Origin of the sequence: Paenibacillus cucumis (ex Kampfer et al. 2016) (genome assembly GCF_019748695.1) — a bacterium.
GTDB classification, from domain to species: Bacteria; Bacillota; Bacilli; order Paenibacillales; family Paenibacillaceae; genus Paenibacillus; species Paenibacillus polysaccharolyticus.
This window is the reverse complement of the sequence record NZ_JACLIC010000028.1, coordinates 1-18709: the sequence shown is the minus strand read 5'-3', so window position 1 is coordinate 18709 and position 18709 is coordinate 1. Positions and strand designations below refer to the sequence as shown.

Sequence of the window (18709 nt, the reverse complement as noted above, 5' to 3'; positions counted from 1 at the left end):
TGTTACGCGCTTACATGTTCCATTCGACCCCACTCGGCAAATTCCTGCTCCCCTAGCTCTTGCCGGATGCTTCCAGCAACAGTTGATCCAATTCCTTAGCGTAGGTTGCTACCTGCTGTTCTGACCAGCCAAGCTGTTCTGCCATATACATGCTTACTGCTGATCTGTAACGGCGTACCTCATCGATGCGGAAAAATAAATCTCCTGTTCGGCGTACCCAGAAATCGGCTGGCTTTGCCGTCATCTCTTCCTCCATCGCGTAACGAAGCATCAGCAAAAGCTCTTGCGACATGCCGTGAAGCTCTGCCTTGGCTCGCGGGTCAGGCATGCGCTCATACAGCGCATCCACGTTGGAGCCATACGTACGGGCAAGCCGCTCCGCCGCTTTCCGGTCCAGACCTAGCGCAACGCCATCCTTGATCTTGCGTTCGGTGTACGTGACGTATCCGGCCGAACCGCCAACATCTCCCCCGGAGATCGGCATCTTTTTGGTTACACAAGGTCCCGGGGTGTAACCAAACTCTTGTTGCATCTGGCGTGCAACCAGATCCACGACCATCTCGGCCATTTTGCGATACCCCGTCAATTTACCTCCGGCAATGGTAATCAGGCCGGAATCCGATACCCAGACTTCATCCTTACGCGAAATCTCTGAAGGGCCTTTGCCCTCCTCATGGATCAGTGGACGCACGCCTGCCCAGCCTGACTCCACATCCTCTGCACGAATCTGGACGTCCGGGAACATGCCGTTCACTGCATCAATGACATAATCACGGTCTGATTCCGAAATTAACGGATGAGCCGGATCATCACGGAATACTGTATCGGTTGTACCTACATAGGTTTTGCCATCCCGCGGCACCGCAAAGACCATGCGTCCGTCTGGCGTATCAAAATAAACCGCTTGCCGTAGCGGGAATCGCGCGCCGTCAAATACCAGATGAATGCCTTTGGTCATCTGTAGCGTTTTGCCCTGGCGTGAGCCATCCACTTCACGGAGGGTATCCACCCATGGTCCTGAAGCATTGATTACTTTTTTCGCCATAAGCTTATAACTATTCCCGTTTAGTTGATCCATCACATGGATGCCTGTAATCGTTCCATTCTCCTTCTGAAAAGAAGTTGCTTTCATATAATTAACAGCCAGCACCCCGTGCCTCACTGCTTCCTTCATGACTTCAATCGTAAGTCTCGCATCATCCGTCCGGTACTCCACATAACGTCCGCCTCCCAGCAGTCCCTGCTTCCGCAGCAGAGGCTCACTTGCAGATGTATCACTGGCATTCAGCATCTGGCGACGTTCACTGCGCTTCACTCCAGCAAGTCGGTCGTACACCATCAGACCCATAGATGTACTGAAACGGCCAAACGTGCCTCCCGTGTATATGGGCAATAACATCGGTTCCGGTGTCGTCACATGTGGCCCATTCTCGTAAACCACCGCCCGTTCTCTTCCAACCTCGGCTACCATCTTCACTTCAAACTGCTTCAGGTAGCGCAAGCCGCCATGGACCAGTTTTGTGGAACGACTGGATGTGCCTGCCGCGAAATCCTGCATCTCCACCAGTGCCGTCTTCAATCCACGAGATGCCGCATCCAGTGCAATGCCGGCACCTGTAATGCCCCCACCAATCACCAATACGTCAAAATGTGCATTCGACATTTGTTCCATGTATTCGGTTCGTTTTGCCACCGAGAACGTTGCTGTCATGTACGACCCCTCCATAATTTCCCTTATTTTTCTCTGAAAAACAACAAAAAAAGGACCACGTCATTCGTTCAGCAATTGCTGAACGCACGTGGTCCCTCCCGATCTCCAGACATCATTTTTTAACTTGTAACCTAATCCTATCACAGATTTTCGGTGGCGTGAAGGCCTGATTTGACACATTATTCAAAAAAATTTAAAAAACTTTTTTTGTGCAAGGATGGAATTTCAAAGCAACCCACTAACTCTACAATTTTCCTTATTGTGGACAATACTTTCTCTCCATCCAGGAATATAATCCCTGTAAATGAAATATCATTTCCCACCAGTAAATATCATTTATAACATATGTTTAACGAAAAAGTACAAATAACCATTTGCCTATAATGAGGAAGACGTAATTCTATTTTATTTAAAAGCCATGGCCGCCTTGATCGCTCGCTGCCAACCCGAATACAGCTGCTCCCGCTCGTCCTTGGCCATCACAGACTCAAAGACTCGCTCCGTATGATCATGTTGATTCAGTTCTTCTGTATTTGACCAGAACCCCACGGCCAGGCCCGCAAGATAGGCTGCACCGAGAGCTGTCGTTTCGTTCACTGATGGACGCTCCACAGGAATGCCCAGAATATCACTCTGGAATTGCATCAGGAAATCATTCGCCGCAGCACCTCCGTCAACACGCAGCGTATGTACGGGGTATCCAGAATCGGTCACCATGGCCTCCAGTACATCCTTGGTCTGATAAGCCAGCGCCTCAAGTGTCGCGCGGATAAAATGCTCCTTCGTAGTGCCACGAGTAAGGCCAAATACAGCTCCTTTCACATCGCTGTCCCAATACGGGCTTCCGAGTCCCACAAAGGCAGGCACCATATAGACCCCGTCCGTCGAAGGCACTCGCTTCGCATAGTCCTCACTGTCTTTGGACGAACGAAGCATGCGAAGACCGTCCCTCAGCCACTGCACGGCTGAACCTGCTACGAAAATGCTGCCTTCCAGCGCATATTGAACTTTACCATCCACACCCCAGGCAATCGTTGTAATCAGCCCGTGATCCGATTGTACAGGCTCCTCGCCCGTGTTCATCAACATGAAACATCCGGTACCGTATGTATTTTTCATACTCCCCTGGATATAACATCTCTGACCAAACAATGCAGCCTGCTGATCCCCTGCCGCACCCGCGATCGGAACCCTGTGGCCGAAGAAATGGTAATCTGTCGTATGTGCATATATCTCGGAAGAGCCCCGCACTTCAGGCAGCATCGCCTTAGGGATATCCAGAATATCCAACAATTTATCATCCCACTGCAACTCATAGATGTTATACATCAGGGTGCGCGAAGCATTCGAAACGTCCGTAACATGGGTACCGCCACTGAGTTTCCAGATCAACCAACTGTCGATGGTGCCGAACAGTAACTCCCCTTTCTCCGCCCGTTCACGTGCACCAGGGACATGATCCAGAATCCATTTTACTTTTGTACCCGAAAAATAGGGGTTAATCAGCAAGCCTGTTTTCTGATGAAACAGGTCGTCCAGCCCTTGCGTTTTCAACTCATCACAGATGGATGCTGTCTGTATGGACTGCCATACCACTGCGTTATAGATCGGTCTGCCGGTTTGCTTATCCCACACCACTGCGGTTTCCCGTTGATTGGTGATGCCGATACCTGTAATCTGTGCAGGTTTGATGCCACTCTCCGCCAGACAGGATGCCATTACGGCGAGGATCGAACTCCAGATTTCGTTGGCATTTTGCTCTACCCAGCCCGGTTTGGGAAAATACTGCGGGAACTCTTGCTGTGCCATATGCACAATCTCGCCGCTATGGTTAAACAGAATTGCCCGGGAGCTAGTTGTGCCCTGGTCCAGAGCCAAAATAAATTTTTCCATACCTTGTGCCTCCAGTGTGTAATTATAATGTAAGCGTTTTCCCAAAATACTTGATCAAATCATCATTGGATGTCGTTACAGCCGCCGCTCCCACACCGAGTGCAAGTTCCACTTCTTCAGGTGTACGAATCAGCCCCCCTGCAATGATGGGAATACCTGTCCGTTCAGACACCTCCGCAATAATATGCGGAATGACTCCAGGCAATACCTCGATATAGTCGGGCTGTGTTTTGGCAACCAATTGGTAACTTTTCTCCAGTGCATGGGTATCCAGCAGGAACACCCGCTGAATCGCCGTAATGCCTTTTTGTTTCGCTTTCTGGATGATGCTGGCCCTTGTGGAGATCAGTCCAGCCGGACGAATATGCTGGCACAGATACTCTGCGGCGTACTCGTCGTTTTTCAGCCCTTGCACCAGATCGGCATGTAGCAAAATCTTCTTCCCATACCGCCGAGCCTGGTCCATCATACTTTGCAGTTGTGCAATATGCGTTTCTAACATGACCCCGTAAGTATATGGGCCTTCGATGATTGCTTCAAACTGCTTCATACTCTTCGCCGCTGGCAAAATACGTTGTCCCTCAAATGCCACCATCGTTCCCCCTGCATTCATCAGATGTCTATATTGTATAATTCGTCACACACCAACGGCAAGTGATTTGGGGGAAGTCACCAAATTCAAGAATTCAGGCGACATACCGCATATTCCTCCCGGCAAATTATCTTACACCGCAAAAAGACTGCTACTGCACTTTTCAATATGAAAAGCACCGTAACAGCCCGTATACATTACAACCAACGTATGATCACTATAAATTACCATGTAAATCCAAATATTTATTCTTAATCAATCAAGCCTGTGCATGTGGAACACGTGTCTCTGTCGCCGTCTCTGTCCAGCTATCGCTTTCCGCCAGGTGACCTGAACGCTTCACTTTCGTTTGCAGATACTTCTCATTAAATGCCGACCGATCTCCCCAGAGCGGAACGCGTCCGCCCACATTGAGTCCTGCTTCCTGCAGTGCAGCCAGCTTACGTGGATTATTCGTGATCAACGTAACCGGAGCTGACCGAAGTGCACGCAATACAGCAATCGCATCGTCATAATTACGCGCATCATCCGTGAAGCCAAGTTGCAGGTTCGCATCTACTGTATCCAGACCTTCTTCCTGCAAAATGTAAGCCATTGCTTTGCTGAACAGGCCAATGCCCCGTCCTTCATGATTCGCAAGATAGAACAGCGCACCTGCGCCATGTGCCGCAATCATCTTCATGGACTGCTCCAGTTGGAATCCGCAGTCACAGCGTTTGCTGCCGAAGATATCGCCTGTGTGACAGATGCTATGCATACGAATCAGCGCATCCTGCGCCTCAGCAAAATCGCCATACACCAGCACGCTGGATTGCTGACGCTCTGCCAGTTCAGCACCCGCAAGAGATGCGATTAGCTCGCCGCTTTCCATCGCTTTGTCCGTTTTCAGCCAGCTGTACCATTGAAATGTTCTCGTTTCCCCATCCAGATTGACCGGCAGTTTAATCGGTCCCACCAAATGTATGAATTCTTTTCCGCTCGGAAAAGTCTGGATTTTAGGGGCAAGCAGTTGAATAATATGTGAATTGATCATCGTTCGTTCCTCCTGTTAAGCATCTTCATCTCAAAATGTCTCATAATATTATGCATTCGCATCCGCTTTGATTTTGGATCACTTACTGACGTAATACATTAAAACGTCTTATTTTCAAGCTCTGCTCACAGCGAAATATTACGTATCTATATAATCCTCACTATAATTAGTTACTTAATGTAAGTTAGTTTAGAATAAAAATTATATTGTGTCAAGTAACTTTTATTTTTAAAGTAACTACTAATTTTATGTTAGGTAATGGACACAACCCATGTGTTTCATTTAAGGAAAATTGGGTATGAGTTTAGAAACTACTCATACACTATTGGTGTAGTCCACGAAGCCCAGCCTTAGTCTCTGATACTTCTTGCGTCAAACCTAATGATGAGGGGGTTAGCCTATGAACCGCCGTAGAAGAACCTGTTGGATAGCCATCATCATGGTCTGTGTCCTGCTAATCAGCGGATGCTCCATCTGGCCGGGACAGGATGATTCAGCATCCAGTAAAAAGGTGGCGCTTACATTGTGGTATTGGAATCGATCCATTGACGACAAACTCATTGCCAAGGCCAAAGAGGAATTCCCGAATATTGAACTGACTGCCCAGAAGATCGGTGGGGATTTCAAAGCCAAGCTCAAAACCACCCTCGCTGCACGCTCAGGCGAGCCAGATATCGTTGCACTTAACGACTGGATCATGGAGTTATTCCCGAGCGAGGATCGCTTCTATAACCTGTATGATCTAGGCGCAGGAGAGGTCGAAGACCAGTATTTGCCGTGGAAATGGAAGCAGGGCGTGACGCCAAATGGACAGATGATCGGCTTTCCGATGGACACGGGGCCGACAGCACTTTTCTATCGTGCAGACTTGTTCAAGGAAGCAGGGCTACCTTCCGAACCGGAGCAAGTTGCACGCCAGATTGATAACTGGGATGCCTACGCTGCTGCCGGAGAGCAGATTAAGGAGAAGTTTGGCGGAAAGGTTTTTCTGACCGATAATATCGGAAGCGTTTACAATCAGGTGCTTTCTCAAGCTGCAGAACGGTATTTCCGTCCTGACGGGTCGTTTATCGGCATGGATTCTCCTGCTGTACGCAAAAGCTGGGACACAGCCGTTGCTTTTAAGGAAAAGGGACTGCTTGCTAACGCTGACGGCTGGACACCCACCTGGAATGCAGCAATGAATAACGGCGAGATTGCCTCGTTCGTTGGTGCAGTCTGGATGAAGCAGGTGCTTCAGGAGGCGGCACCAGACACTTCGGGTAAATGGCGTGTTGCCCGAGCTCCTGGGGGAGATGGCAATAACGGCGGCTCCTTTCTCTCCATTTTAAAATCAAGCAAACATCCGAAAGAAGCCTTTGAATTGATTCGCTGGCTGCAAAGTCCAGAGAACCAACTGGAGCAGTATCAGACGCTCAACCTGTTCCCGTCAGCTCCAGGTGTGTTTGATAAACCAGCCATGAAAGAAGAGGAACCTTTCTTCGGCGGGCAAGCAACAGGCCCGGTATTCGCTGAATCCGCACAGCATGTGCCTGATGCTTTTTTTGGTGAACGATACCCTTCGGTACACAATATCATCACCCGTCGGCTGAACGATATTGCCAAACAGAACGCTGATCCACAGCAAGTCTGGTCGGATACGGTGCACCGCGTCGAGCGGGCATTACAGCGTTAAAGCATGCATTTGATCACAACGGTTATCACTTATATTTATTAGCTTCACTGGATCTCGTTTGATGTGGTTCGTTATCCGTAAAGGAGGAGTTGTTATGGCTGTCACCGAACCTCGCACGTCCCCTGATTCCGGTCCGTTCCAGCCCGATCTAGACCGGCAAAAATCACTTTGGGCCCGTATATGGGAGCATCGTGCGCTCTATGTTGCCATCTCGCCTTTTTACATTTTGTTCGCCGTGTTTGGCCTATTCCCGATTGCCTTCTCGTTCTATCTGGCCTTTCATAAATGGGATGGTATCGGTGTGATGACGTATAACGGCTTGAACAATTTCAAATATATGCTTACGGATGCCGAGTTCTGGCAAGCGGTTGGCAACACGTTGATGATCTGGATCTATTCGACCATTCCGATGCTTTTCTTCGCTCTCATTATTGCGTTTCTACTACATGCGCCTTTCATCAAATTCCGTACCTTGTTCCGGGTCGGTTACTTTCTGCCCAACGTCACATCAATTGTGGCGGTAGCCATCATCTTCGGGGCATTGTTCGCAAACAATTATGGCTTCCTTAACTATCTTCTGCAGTCGGTCGGCCTCCCGGTCGTCGAGTGGCTGAATGCTCCCTGGGGCATCAAAATCGCTATCTCCTCCATGGTGGTCTGGCGCTGGACCGGTTATAACGCCATTATCTATCTAGCCGGACTTCAGAGCATCCCGCAGACGCTGTATGAAGCGGCCAGAATCGACGGGGCATCCGCTGTGCAATCCTTCTTCCGTATTACCATTCCGATGCTGCGTCCGGTCATTCTGTTCACGGTCATTACATCTACGATTGGCGGCATGCAACTGTTCACTGAACCGCAGGTGCTGGTGGGCAATGACGGAGGTGCCGGAGCAGCTGGTATGACCATCGTACTTTACTTGTATCGTGAATCCTTTATCAACAATTATTTTGGATACGGTGCAGCCGTTGGATGGGGCATGTTCCTGATTATCGCCCTGTTCTCCATCGTGAACTGGAAGCTTGTTCAAGGCAAATCATCCTGATGTGACAAGGGGGGAGCGCTCATGGCGTCCAAACATCTCAAGTCGCTGGTGCTGTATACCGGCCTGATCGGTGGCATGCTTCTATCCATGTTCCCGTTCTATTGGCTCATTGTTATGTCCACCCGAACAACGTCCGACATTTACAAGTTTCCGCCCCAGCTCTGGTTCGGCGGTGAACTGTGGAACAATATTACACGGGTTTTGCAGCAGATTGATTTTTGGGGAGCCTTTCTGAATACCTTGTTTGTATCAGGTGTAGTAACCATTCTGGTGTTATTTTTTGATTCACTGGCGGGATTTGCGTTTGCGAAGTTTGAGTTTCCGGGCAAAAAATGGCTCTTCGTCCTGCTGCTCGCCACCATGATGGTGCCTTCCCAGCTGTCGCTGGTGCCTTCCTTCGTGCTGATGGCCACGTTCGGGTGGGTAGGTTCCTTCAAAGCCCTCATTATTCCGGGCATGGTCAATGCCTTCGGCATCTTCTGGATCCGTCAGTATGCGACGGAATCCATCCCAAACGATCTGCTCGATGCAGGGCGGATCGACGGATGCAATTTCTTTCGCTTGTATTGGAACGTCGCATTGCCGATTCTGCGGCCAGCATTTGCCTTTCTTGGTGCATTCACCTTTATCGGCGTGTGGAATGACTACCTGTGGCCGCTAATTGTACTGACAGATGCACGCAAGTACACGTTGCAGATTGCATTGTCTCAATTAAACGGACTCTATAACACGGACTATGCGATGGTCATTGCAGGTACACTGCTTGCCGTTCTTCCACTCATCATCATGTTCCTGTTCATCAGCCGCCAGTTTATCTCGGACATTGCGGCAGGAGCTGTGAAGGACTGACCTTTGAGAAGTAAGAAAACTCTAGAGCGGAGCACGTAGATGAAGCCATTTTGATCCTTCCCTCAAGTCTGATATTCTTATTATATAGATGATATACCAGACGTTATATAAGCTTGGATGAGCTGTTATGTGCAAGTCGAGGAGACAGAACATTTTTGACACGCATTCCATAACACTTTCCGACGCAGTAATTGAAACGGAAGAGGGATGATCACCATGGCGGCTTCACCTTATATGATTGGCGTAGATATCGGCACAACCTCGACCAAGGCTGTGTTGTTCAAGCAAGACGGCAGCATTGTGGCACAAGGTGGTGCAGATTATCCGCTACACACACCATCGCCCGCGATTGCAGAGCAGGATGCAGAGGACATTTTCCAAGCAGTTATTTCCTCTGTGCAGCAAGCCACCTCTAAAGCTGGGGTAGAGCCGGACGACATTCTGTTTGTCTCGTTCAGTTCAGCCATGCACAGCATCCTGCCTGTGGACGCACAAGGCAAACCGTTGATGCGAGCGATGACATGGGCAGACAATCGCAGCGCCGAGTGGACAGAAGCACTCAAATCGGAGATGAACGGACATGAAATCTACCTGCGAACAGGCACACCGATTCACCCGATGTCCCCACTCACCAAAATCATGTGGTTAACCCGGGAACAACCGGATCTGTTCAGACAGACGCATAAATTGATCTCCATGAAGGAATATGTTTTCTACAAGTTATTCTCTGAATTTGTTATCGACCATTCGATGGCTTCCGCCACCGGACTTATGAATCTGGAGAAACTCGAATGGGATGCGGAAGCATTGCATGTTGCCGGCATTACGCCAGAGCATCTGTCCAGCCTTGTACCAACAACTCATGTATTCAAAACAGGACTTCACCCCGAGTATGCCAAAGCGATGGGCATCGCGGAGACGACTTCATTTGTGATTGGGGCAAGCGACGGTGTGCTCTCGAATCTGGGTGTGAACGCCATTGACCCAGGGGTTGTTGCTGTGACGATCGGCACCAGCGGGGCGATTCGTACGGTCGTGGATAAACCAGTGACCGATCCAAAAGGGCGTTTCTTCTGTTATGCGCTAACGGAGGATCAATGGGTCATCGGGGGCCCGGTGAACAACGGCGGAGTGATTTTCCGCTGGATTCGGGATGAGTTTGCGGCTTCTGAGGTGGAAACGGCAAAACGCCTCGGGATTGATCCGTATGAAGTCCTGACACGTGTCGCTGAAAATGTACCGCCAGGTTCAGAGGGACTATTGTTTCACCCCTATATGACCGGGGAGCGCGCACCTCTCTGGAACCCGAACGCACGCGGATCGTTTTTCGGCCTGACGTTGCATCACAAGAAGGAGCATATGATCCGTGCCGCGCTGGAAGGTGTGCTGTTTAACCTGTACACGGTTATGCTCGCGATTGAGGAGAAGATTGGTCGTCCGAAAAAGATTCAGGCCACCGGCGGCTTCGCCCGCTCCGAGCTGTGGCGCCAGATGATGGCCGATATATTCGATCAGGATGTCATCATTCCGGAAAGCATCGAGAGTTCCTGCCTTGGTGCTGCTGTGCTCGGGCTGTATGCCACAGGCCGCATCGATTCCCTGAGCGCCGTTTCCGGCATGATTGGCTCGACACACCGCCATAAGCCACACCCGGAACGTGTACGTGTGTATCGCGAACTGTTGCCGATCTTCATCCGCATCTCACGCAAATTCGAAGAGGAATATGCCGATATCGCGGCGTTCCAGAATCGAATGATGCAGTAAATGAAGGCTCTTCCCTATTCTAGAGAGGGGAAGGGCCTGTTTCATTCCATCTTTTTTTCAAGAAAATATGTCCATGATAAGGTGTACACACTCTCCAAGATACAAATAAACCCCACAGCTTAAAGCCGTGAGGTTTATAACACACCTACGAATTATATTTGCTGAACGCATTCTCGTCCGCTTGTACATTTTCCAAGTATACAATCTGGCCTGCATCATTCACACGCGCAATATCCACGCCCGTCTTCGCATACACCGATCCATCCGCTGCTTGTCCGCACACAGCCCAATTGGTTTGATAACTACCGTCCGGCTGGGGCACCCAGGCATCCCACATATGTTTAATGTCTTGGTTATAATCATAAAAGGCTTTCATAAACCCCTCAAACCCGGCATGACTGGTGCCATTCAACACAATCTCGGCATCTGGCGTAAACAGGGATAACAAGTCCTGCATAGCCTGTTTATCTGTTCGTGAAGCATCAAATAATCGGAAATAGTTATTCAACATCGTAATGTTCGCTGCTGTATTCATCAATGGTTAGCCTCCTGTTGTCTCTTGCTGTCTCGAATGAAATATTTCATACCGTATGCTCAGCACATGCTATCAATTCGAATAATTTCGAACTAATTATTACGATAAGAACTGTATCACACTAGCTTACCGAATCGCAATACATATTTCGAAATTTTTCGAACATTGAAAGAAATAGCCAACTATGCTAACGTCTATCTTATGAGAACTATAACGATACCTACCGCTTCGGAGATGAGTTTGACCACAGTCTGCAATGCACTCGGTGACCCCATTCGCATGAAAATCGCATACTGCCTGGCGAGCTCGGGTGAGAAAAATTGCTCGGCTTTTGAAGTCGACCATATCTCCAAATCCACGTTGTCCCACCATATCAAAATCTTGCGAGAAGCTGGCATTATTCAGCCACGTATTGAAGGCAAACACCACTTTTATTCCCTTAGAAAGGACGAACTCATTGCACGTTTTCCAGGACTGGTCGCTATGATTCTACAAACAGGAGGCTCAGATTAATGGATAAAAAGGCAATCAAGATTCTAATGAGTACATTCTGGGGCGGTGGCGGTTGGAAATCACCCCATGCCCCCTTTTCGGGTGATGATTTCGAATATGCCAAAAGCAAGGGCGTCATGTTCGACCCGCTCACGATCAGCCATGACGAGATCGTAGAGCGTCTGCATCACATGCATCAGAACCCTGCGCTTAAAGAGCGCGTCATTGCAGCCTTTCTACACAGTCTATCCACCAAAAAAGTGTATCTGCGCAGCGCATTATCCAGCTGGGCTTTGACACGAAACATGCCTCTGCATACCTACGGTGAACGCCCGGCTTTACATGCCAATACAAGTGCCTGCGGGGACTGTAACTTCCTTCGTTTACAATCGGATAAACAATATGTGGATGCAGATTTAAACGTGCTCAATTTTGAACGAATCAAATGGGGTGGCGTGCGGCACGGTTGGTTGCTCTACTGCCTGATGGATCTGGAGTTACTGCTCCAGGATGACAACGATAATAGTAGTAACAGCACGGAGAGCAATCACATTCCCCCTTACGAAGTGACTGAGGAAGACCGAACGATTCTTGCCAAGATGCTGGAAGCCTCACAGACAGGAGATCCAACGGACAGTGCACGCTCCCTGGAGAAAAAGTGGAAGGAATGTGTACCGTCCAGTAAACAAGAACGGGATTCTCTGTTAGAAATCTGGGCGGCAGCAGGCATTCTGGTTCCCGGAGATACGCCAAGGAAACGTAAAGGTGGTTCAGGCGACTTTATCTTTGTCGCTACTTGGCAGGGCGATGATGGGTATCATGCCGAAAACGTACTTGATTACTTTGGCCCTTATCTGCCTCAAAGTAACCTCTAGATTGGTTTCATCTATTACATCTGATTCGCATGACCATCCATGCTCCAGGTTACAATACTGATATCGACAGATTTCGGGTTGAACTCGTATAATAAGAGGAAATGAGAATGATGGGAGTGAACCAAGCGAGTTTATGATGTACATACTGGCTTTCATATTGTCTTTTGCTGTCGTGGTTCTGCTGATTCCGCCGCTGGGCCGACTGGCGCACAAGCTGGATTTTGTGGACAAGCCCCGGGAAGATGTGGAGCGTAAGCTACACAGACAACCGATACCACTGACCGCTAGCTACGCGATCTTTACTGGATTTTTCCTGACATACATTGCTCTTACTAAAGAATTGACCTGGGAGACAGCCGCATTGGTTGCGGGTGGCATGCTTCTCCTGACGATCGGTACGATTGATGACTGGTACAAAACCAAAGGAAAAGACTTTCCTGCGCTACCTAAAATGATTATTCAAGTCTCCGCTGCAGTGCTCGTTTTTGCTTCTGGTATTGCGTTCACCGGATTCGTGAATCCGTTCAATGCAGAGTATGTGCTCCTGCCGATCTGGTTGCAATTCATTCTGACGATCCTGTGGATTTTCGGAGTTACGACGGTGATTAACTTCTCGGATGGTATGGATGGACTGGCTGGTGGTTTGTCCGCGATCTCAGCGATCACGCTGTTTATTGTAGCGATCACTAAGGGCCAGAGCGATTCAGCACTGATGTCCATTACTTTAGTTGGGGTAACGCTTGGTTATCTCAAATATAACAAGGCTCCAGCCAAAGTGTTTATGGGCGATGCCGGCGCTACGTTCCTAGGCTTCATTCTAGCGGTTATCGCACTTGACGGTGCATTCAAACAAGCAACGATGCTGTCCATTTTCATTCCGATTCTGGCGCTGGGCGTACCGATTTTCGATAATATTTTTGTTGTGATCAAACGTTTCCTGCAAGGCAAAGCGATCTATCAAGCCGATGCAAGTCAGGCTCACTATCGCCTGCTCCGTGCCGGTTTGAACCACAAACAGGTGGTTGCCGTGCTCTATCTGGTCAGCACTTGTCTGTGTCTGTCCTCCATTATTTTATTGTTAGTCGATATGTAAAAAAAAGTCGTTGGATCACACAATGCAAGCTATGCCAATGAATGATTCAATAGAAATACAAGAAGCCACCCCCATGTCGAATGAGGGTGGCTTTTTTTGTTATTGAATAACTTGTTACATGAGTATCAACTCATCAAGAACACATCAAGATTAGCCGTTTTTTTCTTATTCGTAAAAAACTATGATTTAACCGCACCCGCCATTGCACCGCCAACGATAAAACGCTGCAACGCAACGTACAGCACAACCAGTGGCAACGTCACGATCAGAATACCACACGCTAGTAGCGGCCAGTTATTCATATACTGCCCATAGAAGGTAAACAAACCTTTGGTAACCGGCTGATAATTCGGATCAGACAGATAAATGGTCGGCCCAATAATATCATTCCATACCCCGATGGCTGTGAGAATAATGCCTGTTGCCAGAATCGGCTTCATTAGCGGAACAAGGATGGTAAACAGATAACGGGTGTATCCGCATCCGTCCATGGCAGCCGCCTCATCCAGCTCGCGGGATACCGATTTGATATAACCGACAAACATCAGAAACGCAATGCCTGTGCCCGTCGTTTTCAGCAAAATGTAACCCGTTTGCGTATTATACAGCCCCAGTTGATTGATCAAAGAGAACTGCGGAATCAACGGGTTCGGCAAATACATGGAGATCAAAAAGAAAATATAAATCAACGTACTGAATTTCACGTATCTGCGAGCAAGCGGGAAAGCTGCAAATATGGACAAAATTAAGGTCAGCAGTGTGGACATGCCCGTGTAAAGCACACTGTTCCACATGTACTGCGAGAAACTGCCCTTCGTCCATGCTTCTGCAAAGTTCTCCAGCCGTATGCCTTCCGTAAGTGCTACGGGATTCAGCAAATACTCCGTCTGAGTTTTCATCGACACATTAAACAGGTAGAACAGAGGGAAGACGTATAGCGCAAGCATCAGCAGCACAATAGTGTAGCTGATTGTTCTTGATGTTCTGCTCTGCTTCATTATACTTCCACCTCTCTTTTGCGAAGATAGAACAAAGCGACCATCGAGATCGTAAACACAAACAGGAACTGAATCATCGCTACCGCAGAAGCCAGACCATAATCGGCTGAGCCGCTACCAAACGCTGTTGCATACACGTCAAATGCCAGCGTTGTTGTATTAAATTTACCGCCTGTGAGGACGTAGATAATGTCAAAGGTTTGCAGTGCGCCGATGATGGACAACAGCATATTCACGGTAAAAGAAGGAGCAATCATCGGGAACGTGATGTTAGTGAATGCTTTCCATCCCGATGCACCATCCATATAAGCCGCCTCGTACAGATCACTCGGAATCGTCTGCAGCCCGGCAAGGAAGATGGTCATGGAATACCCCATATACATCCAGATCTGCACGAAAATAATCAGCTCAAAGGCAATATTATAATCCCCGAAAAAGTTCGAGCTGGTGCCAAAGAAATTCAGAATTGACTGCGCCGGCCCGCCAAGCGGATTCGCTACGAGCTGCCAGATCAATCCGGACACCGTTACACCAAGCACGACGGGCAAAAAGAATACCGCACGATACAACTTGTCGCCTCTAAGCTTTTTGTTAATCAGGATCGCCATGAACAGACCTACTGCGTTTTGGATGATGACTACAGCAAACGCAAAATATAAGGATCGCCCAATCGCGTCCAGCCGGTCACCTGCATTGGATGCACCAAAGAAGGTTTTATAATTTTCGAAACCGACAAAGCTCCACTCTTGTCCTCTCACTCCAGTCGCATCGGTAAACGAAAACAGCACAGTCACCAGCGATGGGCCAAAACCAAATACGACATAAAGCAGTAGTGGAATGCTTAAATATAGATAAGGAATCAGCCGCGCCTTCCCTTTTCCAAACGGATACATCGTCCTCACACCTTTCATCGGGTAAAACCAAAAAACCGGAATAACAGCTTTGCTTGATCGAGGTTGGCCTGAAGGCTCTTACCCCAAGCGCTATTCCGGTGAATACTCTGTATTGAATCTTAGATCGATACTCGAACTATCTATAGTAGATGAGCCCAATCATTCGTTTATTTTGGAGCCGCTGCATCCCAGTCTGCTTGTGATTTGCTCGCAAGTTCCTCTGGTGTAGCAATTGGCCCAGCGGGTTTAAGCATCTCTGCATGAACACTAGACTCAGCAATGTACTGTCCTACGTTCTGACGATTAATAAACAACTGATCCCAGGAAAGCTTGAAGTTCTCCAGGTATGGTTGAATGTCTTTGATAAACTCGCTCTTGATTTCTACATCAGGCTGTGTCGGAAGGAATCCGGCTGCATTAACAAAATCCGTATAGTTCCCTTTCTCCGACAGCATTTCAAGCCACTTCAGCGCATAATCCTTGTTTGGTGACTTATCTACTACCATCCAGGTCATATCGTATTTACCAGCCAAGTCTTTGTTCTTCGCTGCATCGTTACTGCCCGGAATCGGGAAATATCCAAATTTCAGATCAGGGTTAGCCGCTTGAATCGTCGTTGCATCCCACGTACCGTCCGCAATCATCGCCACCTTGCCTGTAGCAAACAGACTTGGCAGTGTGCCGTAGTCAATCCCCATGAAACCAGGCATTGCACTGTTCATCAGCGTTTGAGCCTTTTGCAATACTTCAATCTGTACCGGATCAGTCAGCTTGGTTTGACCTGTCCACAGACCTTTGATGTAGCTTAGTTGGTCCTCATGGATGGAGGCTTGAAGACCTTGCACCGCAAGGCCAATCGGCCAAACATCTTTACCTGCGAAGCCGAGTGCTTCTACGCCGTTATCTTTGAATACTTTGATGACGTTTTGCAGTTCATCCCATGTTGTCGGCACTTGCAGATTGTATTTGGCAAAAAGGTCTTTGTTGTAGAACAGGCCTGTGAATGCCACTTTACCCATATTGACACCGTACACCTTGTCGTTGTACGTCATCGCGTTCTGCACGTCAACTTCGTTATAATTTTTGATAAAAGCCTGACCAGACAAGTCACTGATCAGCCCTGCGTCGATCCACTGCTTCCACATCGGATCAGCCGCACCCTTGGACCAGTCTTGCGGAGCACCAACGAAGCTGGACTTGAGCGGAATGATATCTACATCGCCCGTGTTACCTGCGTTCATCCGTGTTTGCATTAGTTGATCATACGTTGCATCTGCCGGAACTGTTGTGTACTCCACTTTCACGTCCGGGTACTTCTCTTCAAATTTTTTATTAAATTCTTTGATGTAATTGTTGATATTCTCTTGTTGCCAGTGAATGATCTTTAACGTCACTTTTTTGTTTCCATCCGTAGACGCCTTCCCATCCGAATCGGTCGAACCGTTACCACATGCTGCAAGTACAAACATTAAAGCGGTTACAAGTGTAATAGATAAAATCTTTCTCTTCATATCACTTTCCCCCAACCATTCAAGATTAATTTACGATTCAACAAATTTACGAAATCAGTTTCGTTAATTACACCCTCATTATGACTTCACCTGATAAATTTGTAAATAGTTTATTTGAATTTTTACAAAATATGTGATGAAAGCCGCGTCTGATATGGGATTTAGCATTCTTCCATGGGTAGATTCACACTTTTTTTTACGAAAACTCTATTCGCTGGCTTTATTTTTCCACCTCTACTCTTCCTTCCACTCTAGTTAAAATGAGCTTCATTTTGTAGGAAATAAGGTTATTTTTACTAAAACCTAGTAGAATTTTCGTTAGATTTGAGAGCAAATACTTAAAAAATATCCATACATATCATAATCACCTCGACGATCACCCTTTCTGTTATTGACTCTCAGAAGCTTGTGACATAGAATGTTGGCAAGAAAGCAATAAAAAGGCACAGTCACAATCTACGAAACTAGTTTAGAATTTGAGGGATATATAATGAATATCAAAACGATAGCTCGTTTGGCCGGTGTGTCTGTTGCAACGGTGTCTAAAATTATTAACAACTACCCTGACATTGGCGAGGAGACACGCCAACGCGTACTTAAGATTATGGAGGAAACGGGTTATCGCCCCTCATCTTCCGCCAAAACACTGGCAACTAAAAAGTCCAATCTGGTGGGTGTGGTCTTTGCAGGGAAACTGAATGTGGATTTCAGTCACCCTTTCTTTGTAGAGGTCATTAATGCCTTTAAGAAACAGATCGGCCTGTTAGGATATGATCTGCTCTTCTTTTCCAATGAAAAGTTCCTAGATCAGGGTGAAGACTACCTGGCACGTTCCAAATATTTTCAAGTGGATGGCTGTATTATTATTGCGGGGGATGAGGTGGAGAGCAGCGTGTCTGACCTTGATGCAAGTCCCATTCCGTGCATCGGAATTGACATTGAGATGAATGGACAGAACTCCTGTTATATCATGTCGGATAACGAAAAAATCTCGACCAAAGTGGTGGAACAATTTTATATGAATGGGTATCGGGATCTCGGGTTTATCGGGCTCCAGCGCGCCTCCCTCGTGATGCAGCATCGGGAAAAAGCCTTTAAACAATCCCTAAAGCAGTTTAGTCTCGAAGAGAACCCGGAATGGTTGGTATACAGCCAAGATTATGCCGCTACCGATGGTTACGAGGCAGCCAAACAGCTGTTACAAGCAGATGTCTTGCCGCGAGCTGTATTCGCCGCCACGGACTTGCTTGCATTCGGAGCAGTACGAGCCTTTAAAGAGGCGGGATTACGCGTTCCCGAGGACATTGCTGTTGCAGGATGTGATGACATTGAGGCTTGCCGTTACAGTGATCCTCCACTCACGACCGTTAAGCAGGATACAGACAAAATTGGACGTCTTGCGGCAATGATCCTGTTTGACCTGATGAACAAACAAATGGATAATCGTTGCATTAAAGTAGAGCCGGAACTGGTACTGCGCCGATCCTGTGGCACGTTGCTGGCATACCAGTAAAAGAGTCGGGCAGTGTAAAGAAGGACTAGGCTGCTTGACTGGATATCGCATTATTCAAGTTGAGCGGCACTGTGATTTGAGAGTGACGTCGAGTAGAAACATCGTCTGTCATGTCAGGTATATGTTGAAATCGAGGCTCTGATTATATGGATGGTTCAGCTAACGATCACCAGAAGCCTTATTTGCCGGATTTGGCCTTGGTAAAAATTCTAGCTATGATGAACGTAAACAAGGATA

The 18709-nt window shown here is 47.8% G+C and carries 16 protein-coding genes; 8 read left to right on the top strand and 8 right to left on the bottom strand.

Translation table 11 applies throughout. The annotated features are described in order from the left end of the window. Positions 1-52 precede the first annotated feature (52 nt). The 4 genes from H7T88_RS17885 to H7T88_RS17870 all read right to left on the bottom strand — a co-directional run bounded on the left by H7T88_RS17885 (position 53) and on the right by H7T88_RS17870 (position 5229). On the bottom strand, positions 53-1711 hold the full coding sequence (locus H7T88_RS17885; protein ID WP_221789629.1) for a glycerol-3-phosphate dehydrogenase/oxidase: 1659 nt from the start codon (positions 1709-1711) through the stop codon (positions 53-55). Positions 1712-2116: 405 nt separating this feature from the next. Then, positions 2117-3604, bottom strand: coding sequence for a glycerol kinase GlpK (gene glpK, locus H7T88_RS17880; protein WP_221789628.1), 1488 nt, complete (start codon positions 3602-3604; stop codon positions 2117-2119). Between the two features lie 22 nt (positions 3605-3626). Next, the gene (locus H7T88_RS17875; RefSeq protein WP_154960817.1) at positions 3627-4196 is read right to left on the bottom strand and encodes a glycerol-3-phosphate responsive antiterminator; all 570 of its coding nucleotides are present in this window, start codon (positions 4194-4196) and stop codon (positions 3627-3629) included. A gap of 259 nt (positions 4197-4455) precedes the next feature. After that, the gene (locus H7T88_RS17870; RefSeq protein ID WP_221789626.1) at positions 4456-5229 is read right to left on the bottom strand and encodes a GTP cyclohydrolase II; all 774 of its coding nucleotides are present in this window, start codon (positions 5227-5229) and stop codon (positions 4456-4458) included. A 400-nt stretch (positions 5230-5629) separates the two neighbouring features. On the opposite strand from H7T88_RS17870, the gene H7T88_RS17865 reads away from it, so the two are divergent. The 4 genes from H7T88_RS17865 to gntK all read left to right on the top strand — a co-directional run bounded on the left by H7T88_RS17865 (position 5630) and on the right by gntK (position 10562). Then, entirely contained in the window at positions 5630-6904 is a 1275-nt protein-coding gene (locus H7T88_RS17865) for an ABC transporter substrate-binding protein (RefSeq protein WP_221789625.1), read from the top strand. Positions 6905-6998: 94 nt separating this feature from the next. Next, complete coding sequence (locus H7T88_RS17860) at positions 6999-7949, top strand: carbohydrate ABC transporter permease (RefSeq protein WP_260510990.1); 951 nt, start codon at positions 6999-7001, stop codon at positions 7947-7949. A 21-nt stretch (positions 7950-7970) separates the two neighbouring features. Further along, a complete protein-coding gene (locus H7T88_RS17855; RefSeq protein ID WP_221789624.1) occupies positions 7971-8798 on the top strand; it encodes a carbohydrate ABC transporter permease in 828 nt (275 codons plus the stop codon). Positions 8799-9014: 216 nt separating this feature from the next. Further along, positions 9015-10562: a gluconokinase gene (gene gntK, locus H7T88_RS17850; protein WP_221789703.1), complete on the top strand. Its 1548-nt coding sequence runs from the start codon at positions 9015-9017 to the stop codon at positions 10560-10562. 145 nt (positions 10563-10707) lie between these two features. On the opposite strand, the gene H7T88_RS17845 is transcribed toward gntK, so the two are convergent. After that, the gene (locus H7T88_RS17845) at positions 10708-11097 is read right to left on the bottom strand and encodes a nuclear transport factor 2-like protein (protein ID WP_221789623.1); all 390 of its coding nucleotides are present in this window, start codon (positions 11095-11097) and stop codon (positions 10708-10710) included. Between the two features lie 201 nt (positions 11098-11298). On the opposite strand from H7T88_RS17845, the gene H7T88_RS17840 reads away from it, so the two are divergent. The 3 genes from H7T88_RS17840 to H7T88_RS17830 all read left to right on the top strand — a co-directional run bounded on the left by H7T88_RS17840 (position 11299) and on the right by H7T88_RS17830 (position 13557). Then, positions 11299-11610, top strand: a complete 312-nt coding sequence (locus H7T88_RS17840; RefSeq protein ID WP_090921693.1) for an ArsR/SmtB family transcription factor — start codon at positions 11299-11301, stop codon at positions 11608-11610. Further along, complete coding sequence (locus tag H7T88_RS17835; protein WP_221789622.1) at positions 11610-12464, top strand: hypothetical protein; 855 nt, start codon at positions 11610-11612, stop codon at positions 12462-12464. Before H7T88_RS17840 ends, H7T88_RS17835 begins: the two co-directional genes overlap by 1 nt. A gap of 133 nt (positions 12465-12597) precedes the next feature. After that, a complete protein-coding gene (locus H7T88_RS17830) occupies positions 12598-13557 on the top strand; it encodes an MraY family glycosyltransferase (protein WP_090921690.1) in 960 nt (319 codons plus the stop codon). 179 nt (positions 13558-13736) lie between these two features. Here the strand turns inward: H7T88_RS17830 and H7T88_RS17825 are convergent, their stop codons facing one another. The 3 genes from H7T88_RS17825 to H7T88_RS17815 all read right to left on the bottom strand — a co-directional run bounded on the left by H7T88_RS17825 (position 13737) and on the right by H7T88_RS17815 (position 16959). Beyond that, the gene (locus H7T88_RS17825; protein ID WP_221789621.1) at positions 13737-14555 is read right to left on the bottom strand and encodes a carbohydrate ABC transporter permease; all 819 of its coding nucleotides are present in this window, start codon (positions 14553-14555) and stop codon (positions 13737-13739) included. Beyond that, positions 14555-15448, bottom strand: a complete 894-nt coding sequence (locus H7T88_RS17820) for a carbohydrate ABC transporter permease (protein WP_090921685.1) — start codon at positions 15446-15448, stop codon at positions 14555-14557. Before H7T88_RS17820 ends, H7T88_RS17825 begins: the two co-directional genes overlap by 1 nt. Before the next feature lie 167 nt (positions 15449-15615). Next, a complete protein-coding gene (locus tag H7T88_RS17815) occupies positions 15616-16959 on the bottom strand; it encodes an ABC transporter substrate-binding protein (protein WP_221789620.1) in 1344 nt (447 codons plus the stop codon). 490 nt (positions 16960-17449) lie between these two features. On the opposite strand from H7T88_RS17815, the gene H7T88_RS17810 reads away from it, so the two are divergent. Beyond that, a complete protein-coding gene (locus H7T88_RS17810) occupies positions 17450-18472 on the top strand; it encodes a LacI family DNA-binding transcriptional regulator (protein ID WP_221789619.1) in 1023 nt (340 codons plus the stop codon). The last annotated feature ends 237 nt before the right edge of the window (positions 18473-18709 follow it).

Bases quoted from the DNA above. Each gene is read 5' to 3' on its own strand.
- H7T88_RS17810 (WP_221789619.1), top strand. From the start codon at position 17,450: ATGAATATCAAAACGATAGCTCGTTTGGCCGGTGTGTCTGTTGCAACG.
- H7T88_RS17855 (WP_221789624.1), top strand. From the start codon at position 7,971: ATGGCGTCCAAACATCTCAAGTCGCTGGTGCTGTATACCGGCCTGATC.
- H7T88_RS17815 (WP_221789620.1), bottom strand. From the start codon at position 16,959: ATGAAGAGAAAGATTTTATCTATTACACTTGTAACCGCTTTAATGTTT.
- H7T88_RS17825 (WP_221789621.1), bottom strand. From the start codon at position 14,555: ATGAAGCAGAGCAGAACATCAAGAACAATCAGCTACACTATTGTGCTG.
- gntK (WP_221789703.1), top strand. From the start codon at position 9,015: ATGGCGGCTTCACCTTATATGATTGGCGTAGATATCGGCACAACCTCG.
- H7T88_RS17870 (WP_221789626.1), bottom strand. From the start codon at position 5,229: ATGATCAATTCACATATTATTCAACTGCTTGCCCCTAAAATCCAGACT.
- H7T88_RS17835 (WP_221789622.1), top strand. From the start codon at position 11,610: ATGGATAAAAAGGCAATCAAGATTCTAATGAGTACATTCTGGGGCGGT.
- H7T88_RS17845 (WP_221789623.1), bottom strand. From the start codon at position 11,097: ATGAATACAGCAGCGAACATTACGATGTTGAATAACTATTTCCGATTA.
- H7T88_RS17885 (WP_221789629.1), bottom strand. From the start codon at position 1,711: ATGACAGCAACGTTCTCGGTGGCAAAACGAACCGAATACATGGAACAA.
- H7T88_RS17840 (WP_090921693.1), top strand. From the start codon at position 11,299: ATGAGAACTATAACGATACCTACCGCTTCGGAGATGAGTTTGACCACA.
- H7T88_RS17865 (WP_221789625.1), top strand. From the start codon at position 5,630: ATGAACCGCCGTAGAAGAACCTGTTGGATAGCCATCATCATGGTCTGT.
- H7T88_RS17830 (WP_090921690.1), top strand. From the start codon at position 12,598: ATGATGTACATACTGGCTTTCATATTGTCTTTTGCTGTCGTGGTTCTG.
- H7T88_RS17820 (WP_090921685.1), bottom strand. From the start codon at position 15,448: ATGTATCCGTTTGGAAAAGGGAAGGCGCGGCTGATTCCTTATCTATAT.
- glpK (WP_221789628.1), bottom strand. From the start codon at position 3,604: ATGGAAAAATTTATTTTGGCTCTGGACCAGGGCACAACTAGCTCCCGG.
- H7T88_RS17860 (WP_260510990.1), top strand. From the start codon at position 6,999: ATGGCTGTCACCGAACCTCGCACGTCCCCTGATTCCGGTCCGTTCCAG.